This window comes from Klebsiella sp. C239, assembly GCF_048822715.1.
Taxonomy (GTDB): domain Bacteria; phylum Pseudomonadota; class Gammaproteobacteria; order Enterobacterales; family Enterobacteriaceae; genus Klebsiella; species Klebsiella quasipneumoniae.
This window is the reverse complement of sequence record NZ_JBMEZK010000003.1, coordinates 1-13792: the sequence shown is the minus strand read 5'-3', so window position 1 is coordinate 13792 and position 13792 is coordinate 1. Positions and strand designations below refer to the sequence as shown.

At 51.3% G+C, this 13792-nt stretch carries 18 protein-coding genes; 9 read left to right on the top strand and 9 right to left on the bottom strand.

Features of this window, described 5'->3' with window-relative positions; genetic code table 11:
• Positions 1 to 188: 188 nt before the first annotated feature.
• Positions 189 to 1421, top strand: coding sequence for a multidrug efflux MFS transporter KdeA (gene kdeA, locus ACOI6Z_RS08960; RefSeq protein ID WP_004201293.1), 1233 nt, complete (start codon positions 189 to 191; stop codon positions 1419 to 1421).
• Between the two features lie 38 nt (positions 1422 to 1459).
• Here kdeA and ACOI6Z_RS08955 read toward each other — a convergent pair whose 3' ends face one another.
• Both ACOI6Z_RS08955 and ACOI6Z_RS08950 read right to left on the bottom strand, forming a co-directional pair.
• A complete protein-coding gene (locus tag ACOI6Z_RS08955; RefSeq protein WP_050532933.1) occupies positions 1460 to 2272 on the bottom strand; it encodes a Cof-type HAD-IIB family hydrolase in 813 nt (270 codons plus the stop codon).
• Positions 2272 to 3474, bottom strand: a complete 1203-nt coding sequence (locus ACOI6Z_RS08950; protein ID WP_044521889.1) for an MFS transporter — start codon at positions 3472 to 3474, stop codon at positions 2272 to 2274. Before ACOI6Z_RS08950 ends, ACOI6Z_RS08955 begins: the two co-directional genes overlap by 1 nt.
• Before the next feature lie 82 nt (positions 3475 to 3556).
• On the opposite strand from ACOI6Z_RS08950, the gene ACOI6Z_RS08945 reads away from it, so the two are divergent.
• On the top strand, positions 3557 to 4120 hold the full coding sequence (locus tag ACOI6Z_RS08945) for a TetR/AcrR family transcriptional regulator (protein WP_044521890.1): 564 nt from the start codon (positions 3557 to 3559) through the stop codon (positions 4118 to 4120).
• Positions 4121 to 4294: 174 nt separating this feature from the next.
• Here ACOI6Z_RS08945 and ACOI6Z_RS08940 read toward each other — a convergent pair whose 3' ends face one another.
• From ACOI6Z_RS08940 to ACOI6Z_RS08910, 7 genes are all read right to left on the bottom strand, one after another.
• Positions 4295 to 5038, bottom strand: a complete 744-nt coding sequence (locus ACOI6Z_RS08940; RefSeq protein WP_110275292.1) for a hypothetical protein — start codon at positions 5036 to 5038, stop codon at positions 4295 to 4297.
• Between the two features lie 5 nt (positions 5039 to 5043).
• The gene (locus tag ACOI6Z_RS08935; protein ID WP_039029590.1) at positions 5044 to 5511 is read right to left on the bottom strand and encodes a Panacea domain-containing protein; all 468 of its coding nucleotides are present in this window, start codon (positions 5509 to 5511) and stop codon (positions 5044 to 5046) included.
• Between the two features lie 165 nt (positions 5512 to 5676).
• Positions 5677 to 6696: a tyrosine-type recombinase/integrase gene (locus tag ACOI6Z_RS08930; protein ID WP_122117458.1), complete on the bottom strand. Its 1020-nt coding sequence runs from the start codon at positions 6694 to 6696 to the stop codon at positions 5677 to 5679.
• A 79-nt stretch (positions 6697 to 6775) separates the two neighbouring features.
• The gene (locus tag ACOI6Z_RS08925; protein ID WP_044594528.1) at positions 6776 to 7147 is read right to left on the bottom strand and encodes an ASCH domain-containing protein; all 372 of its coding nucleotides are present in this window, start codon (positions 7145 to 7147) and stop codon (positions 6776 to 6778) included.
• Positions 7125 to 8198 carry an N-acetyltransferase gene (locus tag ACOI6Z_RS08920; protein ID WP_249476367.1) on the bottom strand — a complete coding sequence of 358 codons (1074 nt, stop codon included), beginning with the start codon at positions 8196 to 8198 and terminating at the stop codon, positions 7125 to 7127. Before ACOI6Z_RS08920 ends, ACOI6Z_RS08925 begins: the two co-directional genes overlap by 23 nt.
• Positions 8199 to 8208: 10 nt before the next feature.
• Complete coding sequence (locus ACOI6Z_RS08915; protein WP_039029586.1) at positions 8209 to 8793, bottom strand: hypothetical protein; 585 nt, start codon at positions 8791 to 8793, stop codon at positions 8209 to 8211.
• An 11-nt stretch (positions 8794 to 8804) separates the two neighbouring features.
• Complete coding sequence (locus tag ACOI6Z_RS08910; protein WP_044594064.1) at positions 8805 to 9365, bottom strand: phage repressor protein CI; 561 nt, start codon at positions 9363 to 9365, stop codon at positions 8805 to 8807.
• A 125-nt stretch (positions 9366 to 9490) separates the two neighbouring features.
• On the opposite strand from ACOI6Z_RS08910, the gene ACOI6Z_RS08905 reads away from it, so the two are divergent.
• The 7 genes from ACOI6Z_RS08905 to ACOI6Z_RS08875 all read left to right on the top strand — a co-directional run bounded on the left by ACOI6Z_RS08905 (position 9491) and on the right by ACOI6Z_RS08875 (position 13698).
• On the top strand, positions 9491 to 9712 hold the full coding sequence (locus ACOI6Z_RS08905) for a hypothetical protein (protein ID WP_004223867.1): 222 nt from the start codon (positions 9491 to 9493) through the stop codon (positions 9710 to 9712).
• Positions 9713 to 9744: 32 nt separating this feature from the next.
• Positions 9745 to 10254 carry a phage regulatory CII family protein gene (locus ACOI6Z_RS08900; RefSeq protein WP_007848791.1) on the top strand — a complete coding sequence of 170 codons (510 nt, stop codon included), beginning with the start codon at positions 9745 to 9747 and terminating at the stop codon, positions 10252 to 10254.
• Positions 10255 to 10261: 7 nt separating this feature from the next.
• On the top strand, positions 10262 to 10462 hold the full coding sequence (locus ACOI6Z_RS08895; protein WP_071990042.1) for a phage filamentation protein Fil family protein: 201 nt from the start codon (positions 10262 to 10264) through the stop codon (positions 10460 to 10462).
• Positions 10426 to 10767 (top strand): DUF5347 domain-containing protein, encoded by a 342-nt coding sequence (locus tag ACOI6Z_RS08890; RefSeq protein WP_007848792.1) that lies wholly within the window; start codon positions 10426 to 10428, stop codon positions 10765 to 10767. Before ACOI6Z_RS08895 ends, ACOI6Z_RS08890 begins: the two co-directional genes overlap by 37 nt.
• A gap of 66 nt (positions 10768 to 10833) precedes the next feature.
• Positions 10834 to 11070 (top strand): DUF2732 family protein, encoded by a 237-nt coding sequence (locus ACOI6Z_RS08885; protein WP_122117460.1) that lies wholly within the window; start codon positions 10834 to 10836, stop codon positions 11068 to 11070.
• Complete coding sequence (locus ACOI6Z_RS08880) at positions 11070 to 11297, top strand: TraR/DksA family transcriptional regulator (RefSeq protein WP_334261764.1); 228 nt, start codon at positions 11070 to 11072, stop codon at positions 11295 to 11297. Before ACOI6Z_RS08885 ends, ACOI6Z_RS08880 begins: the two co-directional genes overlap by 1 nt.
• A gap of 19 nt (positions 11298 to 11316) precedes the next feature.
• Positions 11317 to 13698 carry a replication endonuclease gene (locus ACOI6Z_RS08875; protein ID WP_420687208.1) on the top strand — a complete coding sequence of 794 codons (2382 nt, stop codon included), beginning with the start codon at positions 11317 to 11319 and terminating at the stop codon, positions 13696 to 13698.
• Positions 13699 to 13792 lie beyond the last annotated feature (94 nt).

Sequence of the window (13792 nt, the reverse complement as noted above, 5' to 3'; positions counted from 1 at the left end):
AAAGCGTCAGTATATCCTTTGTCACATTGCTGAAACATAAACGGAATATATACGCCGAGTGAATTGCAAAGAAGAAGCCTGACGGTGGCGCGCAACTCGCAATATTGTGCGGTGTCACCCACAATTCACTATCTCCGCGCCGGGAGTTTCATTACACTTTGCGCGATTTTTGATAGATAAGAGATTTCATGCAAAATTATTCGCTTTCAGGCCGCCGCCTCGGAAGGCAGGCGCTGCTGTTCCCGCTATGTCTGGTGCTGTACGAGTTTTCCACCTATATCGGCAACGATATGATCCAGCCGGGTATGCTGGCCGTGGTGCAGGAATTCCAGGTGGGCAACGAGTGGGTACCCACCTCGATGACCGCCTATCTGGCCGGCGGCATGTTTTTACAGTGGCTGCTGGGGCCGCTGTCGGACCGTATTGGCCGCCGTCCGGTGATGTTGACCGGGGTGGTGTGGTTTATCGTCACCTGCCTGGCGACGCTGCTGGCGCAGACCATTGAGCAGTTCACCCTGCTGCGCTTCCTGCAGGGGATCAGCCTGTGCTTTATCGGCGCGGTCGGCTACGCGGCGATCCAGGAGTCCTTTGAGGAGGCGGTGTGTATTAAAATCACTGCCCTGATGGCCAACGTGGCGCTGATTGCTCCGCTGCTGGGGCCGCTGGTGGGCGCCGCCTGGGTGCATATCCTGCCGTGGGAGATGATGTTCGTGCTGTTCGCCGTGCTGGCGGCCATCTCGTTTGTCGGCCTGCAGCGGGCGATGCCGGAGACCGCGACGCGGCTGGGTGAAAAGCTGTCGGTCAAAGAGCTGGGCCGCGATTATCGCCTGGTGCTGAAAAACCTGCGCTTCGTCGCCGGCGCGCTGGCCACCGGCTTTGTCAGCCTGCCGCTGCTGGCGTGGATTGCCCAGTCGCCGGTCATTATTATCAGCGGCGAACAAGCCACCAGCTATGAGTATGGCATGCTGCAGGTGCCGATTTTCGGCGCGCTGATTGCCGGCAACCTGGTGCTGGCGCGCCTGACTTCGCGCCGTACCGTGCGCTCGCTGATTATCATGGGCGGCTGGCCGATCGTGTTTGGCCTGCTCCTCTCCGCGGCGGCGACGGTGGTCTCTTCCCACGCCTATCTGTGGATGACCGCCGGCCTGAGCTTCTACGCCTTCGGGATTGGCCTGGCGAACGCCGGCCTGGTGCGCTTAACCCTGTTCGCCAGCGAGATGAGCAAAGGCACGGTTTCGGCGGCGATGGGAATGCTGCAGATGCTGATCTTCACCGTCGGCATCGAGCTCAGCAAACATGCTTACGAGCTGGGCGGCAATGGGCTGTTCAGCCTGTTTAACCTGCTGGGCGGGGTGCTGTGGCTGGGGCTGATGATCTACTTCCTGAAAGATAAAAGCGTCGGCAATTCGCAGCAGGGGTAACCGGTTTTCAACCCGGATGCGCTTGCATCCGGGTCTTATCAGGCGAACGGCGCTTCGCGATCCAACACCTTATCGATAATCTGCAGAACCCCCTCTTCGTTGTTGTGCGGCGCATGATAGCGGGCGACGGCTTTGACGTCTTCCCGGGCGTTGGCCATGGCGAAGCCAAACCCGGCGTGCTGCAGCATTTCGATATCGTTGCCGCTGTCGCCGAACGCCACCACCTCATGATCCTCGATGCCCCAGCGCTGCTGCAAAATACGCAGGCCGTTGGCTTTGTGCACCCCCGGGATAATTAAGTCGATGCTGCCGTAGCCGGTGGCCACTGCGGTCACCATGTCCCCCAGCGCCGCGTGCAGCCTCGGCTGAATTTCCGGGATCAGGCGGTCCGGCACGTTGAGACCAAATTTGAGGATGGTGTCATCGAGATGGTTAAAATCATCCACCAGTTCAAGGCGGTGATAATACTTCGCCGCCACCGTCTTCAGCGCGTCGTTGTAGCGGTTGAGGGTGTAGGCGCTGCGCTTCCCGCAGGCGATGATTTCGATATTCGGCAGCGTCTGCAGATGATCGACCACGGCGTTGAAATGGTGAACCGGCAGCTGGCAGTTGAAGACGTCTTCATTGTCGCTCACTACCCAGCCGCCGTTTTCCGCCACGAAGGCGATCTGGTGGGCGATCTCCGGAAAGAAGGAGATCAGCTGGTAGTACTGGTTGCCGCTGGCGACCACGAAGCGAATGTTCTGCTCGCGCATTCGTTGATACTGGGCGAGGAAGCGCGGCCGGTTGTAGGTTTTGGCATCGCTTAAAAAGGTGCCGTCCATATCCACCGCAATCAGTTTGATGCTCATTAGCTGTTCTCCATAACGGGTTCAGACTGTGGCTTAGCCACCGCGCGGGCGACCAGCGCCGCCACCATCACCAGGCCCAGCACCACCAGCATCGCGCTGCGCAGGCCGAAGTGCTCGCCCAGGAAGCCCAACAGCGGCGGCCCGACGAGGAAAGCAAGATACCCGGTAATTGCCACCACGCTGACGCGCTTAGGGGCATCCGGACCGGTATCGCTGGCGGCGGAAATAGTCAGCGGGAAGCCGAGCGAGGCGCCGATGCCCCACAGCAGCACCGAGATGCCCGCCACCCAGGGGTTATCGACGAAGATAATCAGGCCGATACCCAGGGCGCCCATCACCGCGCTGCCGCGAACCACCGTCACCCGGCTGTAGCGATCGATAAACCAGCCGCCGGTAAAGCGGCCCAGCGTCATGCCGAGGGTGAAGCCGGCATAGATCAGCGAGCCGGAGGTGGGGCTAAAGCCGTGGCCGTCCACCATCAGCAGCGGCAGCCAGTCATTGGCCGAGCCTTCGGCAAAGGCCATCGCCAGGACGATGACCCCGATAAGCAGCAACTGCGCGTCGCGCCATACCGGCAGACCTTTCGCCTCGCCGTGGGCGGCTTCGGCGGCATTTTTACCGGTACCCTCCGGAATGGCGCGGATGGCAATGGCGATGGGCAGAATGGCCACCAGCGCGGCCGCCAGGATATGCGGGGCGGCGGGCAGGCCGAACCCGGTCACCGCCATGCCCACCCCGGCGCCGAACAGGGTGCCAAAGCTGTAGAAGCCGTGCATCATCGGCAGCACCGTTTTATTCATCTCCCGCTCAACCGCCGCGCCCTCGACGTTAATGGCGACCTCTGCCGAGCCAAAGCTGGCGCCAAAGATGGCCAGACCGAAGGCGAACAGCGGGGCGGAGGTGACCCACAGCGCCAGGCTGAGCACCAGCATGCCGAGTACGGCGAAGGACATGGTGGTGCGGATGACCTTGCGGGTGCCAAAGCGCTTCACCAGCCACGCCGAGCAGAGAATACCGCTCATCGATCCCACCGACAGGCCAAACAGCACGACGCCCATCTCTGCGGTAGAAAGCGCCAGCAGATCGCGGATCGCCGGCGTGCGGGTGGCCCAGGAGGCCATTAATAAGCCGGGGATGAAAAAGAACATAAACAGCGCCCACAGTCGAAGCTGGAGCGCTCTGCGCGAAGATTGCGTCGTCATCCGTAAACGCCTTAAAGGAGAAGAGTGAAGACAACAGTAGCAAGCATGTGTACATTTGTACATAAACCGGAAGAGGAAAATCATGGCCCGTAGACCGAACGATCCGCAGCGCCGCGAGCGCATCCTGCAGGCGACGCTGGACACCATCGCGGCGCACGGCGTCCATGCGGTGACGCACCGTAAAATCGCCACCTGCGCGAATGTGCCGCTGGGGTCGCTGACCTACTATTTCAGCGGCATCGAGGCGCTGATCGCGGAGGCGTTCAACCTGTTTACCGCCGAGATGTCGGCGCAGTATCAGCAAAGCTTCGCCGGAGTAACGAACCGGCAACAAGCCTGCGATGCCATCGCGGAGCTGATCTTCAGCGCCCAGGTGACCACGGCGCGCAATATGGAGCTGATGTACCAGCTGTACGCGTTCTGCAGCAGCCAGCCAGCGCTGAAGGCGGTGATGCAGAACTGGATGCGGCGCAGCCAGCAGACGCTGGAGCAGTGGTTTGCCCCCGACACCGCCCGCGGCCTTGACGCCTTTATTGAAGGGATGACCCTGCACTTTGTCACCGACCGCGCGCCGCTGTCGAAGGCGGCGATCCGCATGATGGTCGGGCAGCTGGCAGGGGAGAGGGCGCAGGAAGAGGGGCGCTGAGGCGGTGTTTTACCCGGGATGGCTAAACGCAGGCAACAAAAAACCCATTTATGTAAACGGGTTAGTGAAAACAATGACTTGCAAGATAATCAATAAGTTAGTTTGGTGGTGAAAAGTGATGATTACGGGGTATTGCCAACCGCTGCCGCCACTTTGTCGCCACTTGGCAGGTGGTTACTGGTCCCTGATAGCCAGTAGCCCCCAAGAGAAAACTTCTTTGGCATCGCTTATCAAACCATCCGCTATAAATTGCTGTGTCTCAGCCCATTCCATGTCACTGACATAGTGTACAAGCGTGTTTGTCTGGATTGGAATTTCTTCAAATTGCTCGATTCGACGTTTGAAGCTACATTCAGGATCTGAACAATGGCATGTGCGTCTTATATCATCTACTCTACAGAGTAAAAGTGAGTAGGGGGTCTCAAGCGGTGCACAGTAGTCAACTCGATAGTTATGAGAGCGTGTTGGCTGTATGTTATGAAGAGGATCTAAAAGCACAACATTAAAAATTTGGTTCTCATCCCAAAAGCCTACAACTCTACCAAGGGCAGTAGATATCTGAAATTGCAATAATGGGTATTCTTCGTCATTTTCAAGGTAGTCAGAGTCAATCCAGGTCAACTGGTTACGTTGTACGGGGATATTTCTTTGTTCCCAGTTTATTGAATGATAGCGCCATGCCTCTCTTTCGGCCCCACTGGTAATAAAGCCTTTGACATCTTTTTGAGAAAGCTCAGATAATTTTCCAATTAGTGAAACAAACCAGCCTGAATCGGTACGATCTAACCCAAAATTCTCAATTTGACGCCAATAACGAAAAGAAAACGCCCACTTTTTTTCGGGGGCTGAGGGCGTTTTAGGGGTCTGTACCGCTGTGGGCTGATTTGTCCCTAATGAAGGGCGGAAGGCTTTCACCATGGTTATTAATTCAATCGGCTACGGTAAAAATCTCTAGTTATGTTGCGATCAATGACTACCTCGCAACGTGCTGACGGTCTGTAACCCTCACGAGCCTTAATCCATGGCTCTTCTTTATGGGTCATATCTTCAAGTTGTGCACCAGAAAAAGCACCATAGACTTCAAGAACGCCATCAATATGAGCTGCGGCAGCGGCTGGAATAGATGAAAGATCAAATCCAGGAGTGCAATCTGCAATCGTGATGTCCGAATACAGTGATTTTGTAGAAGAGAATCGGTTATAAATCGCACGGCTTACTGGGCCGTGAATCCACGCTTGAAACCCCTCATCCACTAACTTTTCATCAAAAAAAGCCAGATACCAAGCATCCGCGTAATACGCCAATTTTTGCAGCTTCAAATTAGACATAGTTTCGCCTGAAGCTGAGATTTTTGTGATGATGTAATCACATAGTTGATTGATATTTATCATTATTTATCCCTCTTAACTTGGTGTCTAGGTAGCCAAATTTATTAGAGAAATCAGCTGCTAAGAATCTTTGAAAACCAAGCTAACTTATAGTGGCATACATAGTTGAATAAATCGAGATTCAAACGTGCTAAAACGCGGTGAGTGCGGATGAGCGGTGCTTTCAATTTAAGCAGTTATCATGGTAGCTAACGGGTTAAAACGTAGCGCTGTCTCAAGGTGATCTGGGGCTAAATGGGCATAACGCATGGTCATTTTTATGTCGTGATGGCCCAGGATTTTCTGTAGGGCAAGGATATTGCCGCCAGACATCATAAAGTGTGCTGCGAACGTATGGCGCAGAACGTGGGTAAGCTGGCCGCGTGGAAGCACGATGGAGGTTTTGTCCATCACAGACAAAAACTGGAAGTAGCAGTCAGTAAAGAACTTGAAACCATCCAGGGCAATGATTTCCTCGTACAACTCTTTGCTAATCGGAATACTACGGTTCTTCTTGCCTTTGGTCCTGACGAACGTGATTCGGTATTTTGTGACCTGAGAGCGGGTCAGGTTCACAGCTTCGCGCCAGCGTGCACCAGTGCTCAGGCAAATTTTGACAACCAATGCAAGAAGGGGGCTTTGGCGATTGCAGTCATAAAGTAATTCAGTTATTTGCTCATGCGTTAGCCAGGCCATTTCTTTTTCGGCAATGGTGAACTTACGCATGTTCTCCAGCGGGTTCGGTGCTGCCCATTCTCCGAGTCGGGCCAGCTCGCTAAAAACGCCACTCAGATAGCTTTGTTCGAGGTTGATTGTTACTGGGCTGGCACCTTTCTTCCACTTCTCACTGAAATAGATTTCACCCGTCAGGCGTTTGTCACGGTAATGCGCGAACACTTTCGAGCTGAGATCAGTAGCAAGAGGATTTCCGAGTGCATCGACCATCAGGACCAGCTTGTCGTAAACATGTTCACCAGCCGTAAGAGATTTGCCGTGCAGTTTGAACCAGAGTTCAACCACGTCTTTCAGGGTTCGACGGTCTACCGATTCACCCAGCCAAGGCTTAGCCTCTGCCTCATCCATCGTGTGACGCTCAAAGGACAATGCTTCGCCTTTGGTGGCGAACTGCTTGCGTACACGACGCCCGCTGCGCCCGGCGGGGTAGCATTCGCAAATCCATTTTCCTGTGTCGAGTTTTCGTACTGCCATAAAAAATGCCCTCCATATGGAGAGCATTTTTACTGTATACATAAACAGTGTCAACGTATGTTGTTCTAAGTAACATACATCACAGGTATCTATAAGATTGAGGTGCTGTGATGTTTTCGCCTAATGAGCTAAGGTGACGGGGCTGATCGTAAATTTTTAACTCACCGATTTTTATAGCAAAGGCTTTCTCTTTACTGTGAAAATACGAATCAAAAAACTGTTTGCTAATGCCAGCATAACGACAGGTTTTTTTCCATACGGTACTTGGATTGTCTTCTATAACATCAGCGATATCAAACTCAGCAACAATCATACCTACTGGCATAGTTGAGTAAATAACCACAGATTTGACATCCGGGTTTTTGAAGATTCCTTTTCTGAATTCAAACTTCTTTGTTCCATCAAGAATCTTTTCAACATATTCAGGTTTAATTGACAATAACACTTTCATCTACTTCACCAAGTTTAATAATATGTTCAAATTGTTGGTCGGATAAATCTAATACCCCCCAGTAGGCATTAGGATTCAAACCAACTTCAGTAATAAGTTTAGCACGGTTTGGTCTTTTAGGAAAAGCTAAATTATATGTAAATGAAACTATGAATGGATATTTTTTTGAACGATAGAAATAACTTAAATCTTTAATGTCAAAAACACTATATTTTTTACAATAATTTATAAAGCTATCTTCTGTATCAAATTCATCTATATGCCTAATATTACTAACCACACATAAGGAAGTGATTACTGAATTATAATACGCAGAACCAGATAGTCCTTTGTTCGTCCGATAGATTAAAACAAGGTCATTAGGTCTAAATGATGTAACACCGTGCATTGCACAAATATATATTTTTCTTATGCTATTCGTATGTGACACGTCGCTGACGATGCTAGGAGATTCTGTACGGAGTATGGAGTCCGGGAAAAGATTTGTATGGTAATGGGGATCTACCGAGAGAATGAATTTTCTATTACTATCTGAATGATGCATGAATGGATAATCATTGACTATATCCCCAGTCAACTGAACGTTGTGCATTTCTTTTAGTAAAACGTCTTCCGCATTATCGTCAGGACCTTTCGAACCAACAATATCAAATCCAAACGATTTGAATAATCTAATAAGATAAGCGTGTTTTGGATAAACCGTTACATAAATATCATCTGCATCGCATTCTAAAGCATGGTCGAATATCTTCTTAATAAAACGTTCACCTCGAAGAGTTCCACGTGATTCAAATTTGAATGTACCAACCTTTAGATGCTTTCTCATCGGTAATTGAGGGGTTACGTCAGTAACATTCTCATTTTCGATTTTCAGATACAAAAAACCTTCAATGTTGTTTTGTTCATTAAAAAGAACATAGGCTAATGCTGATGGATCATTTTTTTTCTTATCAATCCATCCTGCAAAGTCCGGATAATCAATGTTTAGTGAATCGAAGAAGGGATCGTTAAAGTCTATATGGCTGAACTGAGTGTAGTATAAGTTTTCCATTTGATATTCCTTATATCCAAAGAATCAAGAAATGACGTCCAATAAAACTATATATACCTAGGGATAGCCAAAGGGCGAAAAATGTTAAAGCAGTGTATATTGGTATGCGACTAACTGAAAATTTACAAGATACTAAAAATTTTATTATCATGTTTGTGCTTGAGCGATTTAATCGATCTTTGACTTTAGCATCTACTTCTACCATCGCAATGCTGAATATGCGGTAAACTTTCTCACGTGTTTCATGCCCTTTCAGTGACATCACACGGAGTAATTCTTCCTCAATTTCTTTAACCGCCTCCTCCCAATATTCTTGCCAATATTTTGCACCAGAAGAAATTCCTATCTGAAAGAACGATACAATCAAGCCAACAAGCGCAATGAAAGGTACGAATGCTTCACCCTTGTCATTTTGGTATAAGGTGGCTAAACCTGCGAAAAGAACGCCCTGAAAAATCATGAAAAAATTATTACGTTGAGATAACTGAGTTATCTCAAAGTCTCTTATGCGAATAGTCAGCTCATAGAGGCGCTTTACGGCCCTAAGATCACCATTTTCATTCTGTTCATCATTGGATTCGGACGTCGTTGTCATAAAAATTCCTTTTATCGGATGCAACTAACTAAAACTTTAGCAAGTATCTCAATATCCGCAATTGCGCATTCGAATGAACTATTGCCCCCATCTATGCGAAGTCGGCTACCAGGAAGACGTGTCAAACTCCTTAGAGCAACCTCTCCATCAATACTCACTACCCACATGCCGTCACGCACATCTCCATAATCCATATCGCAGATAAATTCTGAAGTGCCGTCGATCACAACAACAGGATTTTTAAGATTATCAGGCAAAAAGCTTGCATCAAAAACATATGAGCCATCTTTGCGTAATGACCCATTGGTCAAAACATGCTTCTCAAGTTCTTTAGTGTTTGCTTTATGTGAACTTTGTTTTGAACCTTGTCCTGTGGTGAGCCAGTTTAGAGATATACCAGTTTCTAAGGAGCATTGAATCACCCACTCAGCCGGAAAAGAGTCGCGCATATAACGTGTTGCTAAGGTACTTTTCGAAATTCCCAAATGGTCGCACAAAGCTTGTCTTGTCTTGAAACCATAAGCTTCAACCATACGCTCTATGGCTCCACGGCCGCCTTTCTCCAAATTCATGGTCACTCCAGGTGAACTTTTACCTTGACGATTTCATGATGCGATCGTATGTTTGTGGTGTTCACAAAATACAAACGATCAGTATTCATCCTGATTAATCATTGCTAAACGAGGAATGTTGCATCATGAGACCTAACATTTCAATCACTCTCATCACCCCCCACGTCACTATTGAAAGATATAGTGAACTCACTGGGTTATCTATCGACACCATCAACGACATGCTTGCAGATGGTCGATTGCTTCGTCATCGCCTACGCAAGGACAAAAAGCGTGAAAAAGTGATGATTAACATCGCTGCGATGACTGTCGATGCACTCTCAGATTGCAACGTGACTATCAACTAGTTCCATTTTGAGACTTCACGGAGCAACTGACTATGTTTGACTATCGCATATCAAAACATCCTCATTTCAATGAAGCCTGTCGGGCTTTCGCTATACGCCACAACATGGCGAATCTGGCAGAACGTGCAGGCATGAACGTTCAAACCCTGCGTAATAAGCTCAACCCGGAGCAACCGCACCAGCTCACAGCGCCAGACATATGGCTGCTGACAGATCTCACCGAAGACTCAACGTTAGTTGATGGTTTTCTGGCGCAGATCCATTGCCTGCCATGTATACCAACCAATGAAGTTGCACGGGAGAAAATGCCGCAGTACGTCCTGAAAGCCACTGCCGAGATCGGCCGTGTTGCCGCAAGTGCGGTTTCTGGTGTTCAGCTAAATGCGGCCACCCGCCGTCAGGTTGTCGAAAGCGTCAACTCTGTTACTCGCCTAATGGCGCTTACCGCTATTTCGCTGCAGGCGCGGCTACAGGCTAACCCAGCAATGGCAAGTGTCGTCGATACTGTGACGGGCCTTGGCTCTTCGTTTGGGCTGAGCTGAGGTGTTTATGCTGAACAATGAACCCTCATTTGCGTCTCTTCTCGTTAAGCAAAGCCCGGCAATGCACTGCGGCCACGGCTGGATCATGGGGAAAGATGGTAAGCGCTGGCATCCGTGCCGCTCGCAGGATGCACTTTTGGCCGACCTGTCCACTATCCAACAGGGGAAACCATGGCTATTGAAGGTCCTGCAGCGACTGTTCCACTGAGTACCGGTCAGCGCCTGAATGGGCTGAACCACATCGCGGAGCTGAGAGCAAAAGTGTTTGGTCTGAATATTGAACGGGAGCTGGAACGGTTTATTAATGAGATGCGCGATCCCCGCGACATTAACCATAAACAAAACGAGAGGGCACTGGCCGCCATATTCTTCATGGCAAAAATTCCGGCAGAACGTCACAGCGTCAATATTAATGAGCTGACCACTGACGAAACGCGGGAGCTGATTAAAGCAATGAATCATTTTCGTGCAGTGGTGAGCTTATTTCCGAAACGGCTAACCATGCCGAATTAACCCAAAACAGAAATTAATGGCGTAAACCCGCCGGGCATTCTTTTGCCCAAGTTCAGGAGAAATGTTATGCGAAATAGTGAAACCCGTACCACCAAAACCGCACCGGATGATGCCGGTTTATTCCAGCTGTTTAACGAGACTCGCCTGGATGAGCGTAAAAGCTGTGCCTTTGCCGTTTCCATCCGCATGGAGGCACTGGCGCTTCATATCCTGCAGAAGGAAATGACCGGAATAGAGGCAGCAGAATTATTGCGCCGTGAAGTTGCCCGTTATGAAGCCGAATCACGCGGAGACTGGCACTGATGGCTGATTCCATGGATCTCGTACAGCAGCGCGTCGAAGAAAATCTGCAGCGTCATATTCATAACGCCCGTACCAGAAACCCCGGTACAGCTCGCGTTCTTTGCATCGACTGTGACGCGCCAATCCCAGCGGCTCGCAGGCAAGCTATCCCTGGCGTTCAGTGCTGCGTGACTTGTCAGGAAATTGCTGAGCTGAAAGGGAAGCACTACACCCGAGGCGCGCTGTGAGCTTCGGAGCCTGTCAGTGATGCCTGAATTAACAAACGACAAAGGCGGCCCTACTGAGGCCGCCGGGGTTTTCCCATGGAACGCCCCGAAAAAAGCAGTTAACCCCTATCTGGACCCGGCGGAAGTTGCGCCGGTGTCTGCGCTTTCAAACCTGATCACTCTTTACGCTGCGGATAACGAGCAGGAACAGCTGCGCCGCGAGGCGCTGAGTGATGAGGTCTGGGAACGTTATTTCTTCAATGAATCCCGCGATCCTGTTCAGCGTGAACTGGAGCAGGACCGGCTCATCAGCCGCGCCAAAATGGCACGTGAGCAGCAGCGCTTTAACCCCGATCTGGTCATTCTGGCAAACGTCATCGCCGAGCCTGCTCACGTCAGCAAACCTCTGCTGGAGAGAATTAAATTCTTCCAGGGGCTGGGAAGGCCAAAGGCATATTCCCGGTATCTGCGTGAGACCATCAGGCCGTGCCTTGAGCGACTGGAGCGCGTGCGTGAAAGTCAGGTGTCTGCCTCTTTCCGGTTCATGGCGAGCCATGAAGGGCTGGAGGGGCTGCTGATTCTGCCCGAAATGAACCAGGAACAGGTCAAGCGACTGTCTACGCTGGTTGCGGCACATATGAGCATGTGTCTCGATGCAGCCTGCAGCGATCTGTTTGTGACGGATGACGTGAAGCCTGAGCAAATCCGTCGGTCATGGGAAAAGGTGGCCGCTGAGGCAATGCGCCTTGATGTGATTCCGCCTGCCTTTGAACAACTGCGCTGCAAGAAACGCCGTCGCAAGCCAGTGCCCTATGACCTTATTCCGGGTTCGCTGGCGCGGATGCTGTGTGCAGACTGGTGGTATCGCAAGCTGTGGCAGATGCGTTGCGAGTGGCGGGAGGAGCAGCTGCGTGCCGTTTGCCTGGTCAACAAGAAAGCGTCCCCGTATGTCAGCTATGAAGCCGTGATCCACAAACGCGAGCAGCGCCGTAAATCGCTGGAATTTTTCCAGTCGCACGAGCTGGTTAATGCCGACGGAGACACGCTGGATATGGAAGACGTGGTGAACGCCAGCAGCAGCAACCCGGCGCACCGTCGTAATGAAATGATGGCCTGTGTGAAAGGGCTGGAGCTGATCGCAGAAATGCGCGGCGACTGCGCCGTGTTTTATACCATCACCTCCCCGTCACGCTTCCACGCCACGCTCAACAACGGCAGACCCAATCCGAAGTGGACCAGCGAAACGGTCCGACAGAGCAGTGACTATCTGGTGGATACCTTTGCTGCATTCCGCAAAGCCATGCACAAAGCCGGGCTGCGCTGGTATGGCGTCCGAGTTGCAGAGCCACACCATGACGGCACCGTGCACTGGCACTTGCTATGTTTCATGCGCAAAAAAGACCGTCGCACACTCACTGCATTGTTGCGTAAATTCGCCATTCGCGAGGACCGTGACGAGCTGGGCAACAATACCGGCCCGCGCTTCAAGTCTGAACTCATCAACCCGCGCAAAGGCACACCGACCAGCTACATCGCCAAATACATCAGCAAGAACATCGACGGGCGTGGACTGGCGAAAGAGATTAGCAAAGAAACTGGCAAATCATTGCGTGATAGCGCCGAGCATGTCAGTGCCTGGGCATCCCTGCACCGCGTCCAGCAATTCCGTTTCTTCGGCATTCCAGGGCGTCAGGCGTACCGCGAATTGCGCCTGCTGGCCGGGCAGGCCGCGAGGGCGCAGGACGGTAAAAAAGCTGGTGCGCCGGTGCTGGAAAATGCGCGGCTTGATGCCGTGCTGGCTGCCGCCGATGCGGGCTGCTTTGCCACCTACATCATGAAGCAGGGTGGTGTACTCGTTCCCCGCAAACACCACCTTATTCGAACCGCATACGAGCTTAACGACGAGCCGGGCACCTACGGCGATCACGGCATCCGTATCTATGGCATCTGGTCCCCGATTGTTGAGGGCCGGATCTGCACACACGCGATGAAGTGGAAAATGGTTCGTAAGGCCGTTGACCTTCAGGAGGCGGCAGCCGACCAGGGCGCTCGCGCCCCTTGGACTCGTGACAATAACTGTCCCCCTGTTGAAAAAACGTACCAGACAGGGGGCGAACTACCGGGCAGCGAAGAACCTGCAGCGCTGCCGGACTTCGAAAACATGAGCAAAAAGGAACTGCGCGAGCTGACGGCAAGGCTGCGGCTGGTTAAACCGAAGCGCCGAAAAGGCTACAAACAGGAAATTACGGAACACCAACGGCTACAGCTCAATGCGGAGTTGCTGTCCAGAGGCTTTGACGCCAGTGAAACGGAAGTGGATCTGCTTCTTCGTGGCGGCAGCCTGCCATCTGGTGCCGGGCTGCGCCTGTTCTACCGGAATCAGCGCCTACAGGAGGATGACAAATGGCGTCAATGGTACTGACAGCTCAGAGAAATGGCATATCTATTAATCAAAGAGTTAGCTGAGTAAAAAACTATTTCAGCTTTAAAATCATATGATGTACTGTATATATAAA

Excerpts from the sequence above, each read along its gene's own strand:
- kdeA (WP_004201293.1), top strand. The coding sequence starts at position 189 with ATGCAAAATTATTCGCTTTCAGGCCGCCGCCTCGGAAGGCAGGCGCTG.
- ACOI6Z_RS08955 (WP_050532933.1), bottom strand. The coding sequence starts at position 2,272 with ATGAGCATCAAACTGATTGCGGTGGATATGGACGGCACCTTTTTAAGC.
- ACOI6Z_RS08950 (WP_044521889.1), bottom strand. The coding sequence starts at position 3,474 with ATGACGACGCAATCTTCGCGCAGAGCGCTCCAGCTTCGACTGTGGGCG.
- ACOI6Z_RS08945 (WP_044521890.1), top strand. The coding sequence starts at position 3,557 with ATGGCCCGTAGACCGAACGATCCGCAGCGCCGCGAGCGCATCCTGCAG.
- ACOI6Z_RS08940 (WP_110275292.1), bottom strand. The coding sequence starts at position 5,038 with ATGGTGAAAGCCTTCCGCCCTTCATTAGGGACAAATCAGCCCACAGCG.
- ACOI6Z_RS08935 (WP_039029590.1), bottom strand. The coding sequence starts at position 5,511 with ATGATAAATATCAATCAACTATGTGATTACATCATCACAAAAATCTCA.
- ACOI6Z_RS08930 (WP_122117458.1), bottom strand. The coding sequence starts at position 6,696 with ATGGCAGTACGAAAACTCGACACAGGAAAATGGATTTGCGAATGCTAC.
- ACOI6Z_RS08925 (WP_044594528.1), bottom strand. The coding sequence starts at position 7,147 with ATGAAAGTGTTATTGTCAATTAAACCTGAATATGTTGAAAAGATTCTT.
- ACOI6Z_RS08920 (WP_249476367.1), bottom strand. The coding sequence starts at position 8,198 with ATGGAAAACTTATACTACACTCAGTTCAGCCATATAGACTTTAACGAT.
- ACOI6Z_RS08915 (WP_039029586.1), bottom strand. The coding sequence starts at position 8,793 with ATGACAACGACGTCCGAATCCAATGATGAACAGAATGAAAATGGTGAT.
- ACOI6Z_RS08910 (WP_044594064.1), bottom strand. The coding sequence starts at position 9,365 with ATGAATTTGGAGAAAGGCGGCCGTGGAGCCATAGAGCGTATGGTTGAA.
- ACOI6Z_RS08905 (WP_004223867.1), top strand. The coding sequence starts at position 9,491 with ATGAGACCTAACATTTCAATCACTCTCATCACCCCCCACGTCACTATT.
- ACOI6Z_RS08900 (WP_007848791.1), top strand. The coding sequence starts at position 9,745 with ATGTTTGACTATCGCATATCAAAACATCCTCATTTCAATGAAGCCTGT.
- ACOI6Z_RS08895 (WP_071990042.1), top strand. The coding sequence starts at position 10,262 with ATGCTGAACAATGAACCCTCATTTGCGTCTCTTCTCGTTAAGCAAAGC.
- ACOI6Z_RS08890 (WP_007848792.1), top strand. The coding sequence starts at position 10,426 with ATGGCTATTGAAGGTCCTGCAGCGACTGTTCCACTGAGTACCGGTCAG.
- ACOI6Z_RS08885 (WP_122117460.1), top strand. The coding sequence starts at position 10,834 with ATGCGAAATAGTGAAACCCGTACCACCAAAACCGCACCGGATGATGCC.
- ACOI6Z_RS08880 (WP_334261764.1), top strand. The coding sequence starts at position 11,070 with ATGGCTGATTCCATGGATCTCGTACAGCAGCGCGTCGAAGAAAATCTG.
- ACOI6Z_RS08875 (WP_420687208.1), top strand. The coding sequence starts at position 11,317 with ATGCCTGAATTAACAAACGACAAAGGCGGCCCTACTGAGGCCGCCGGG.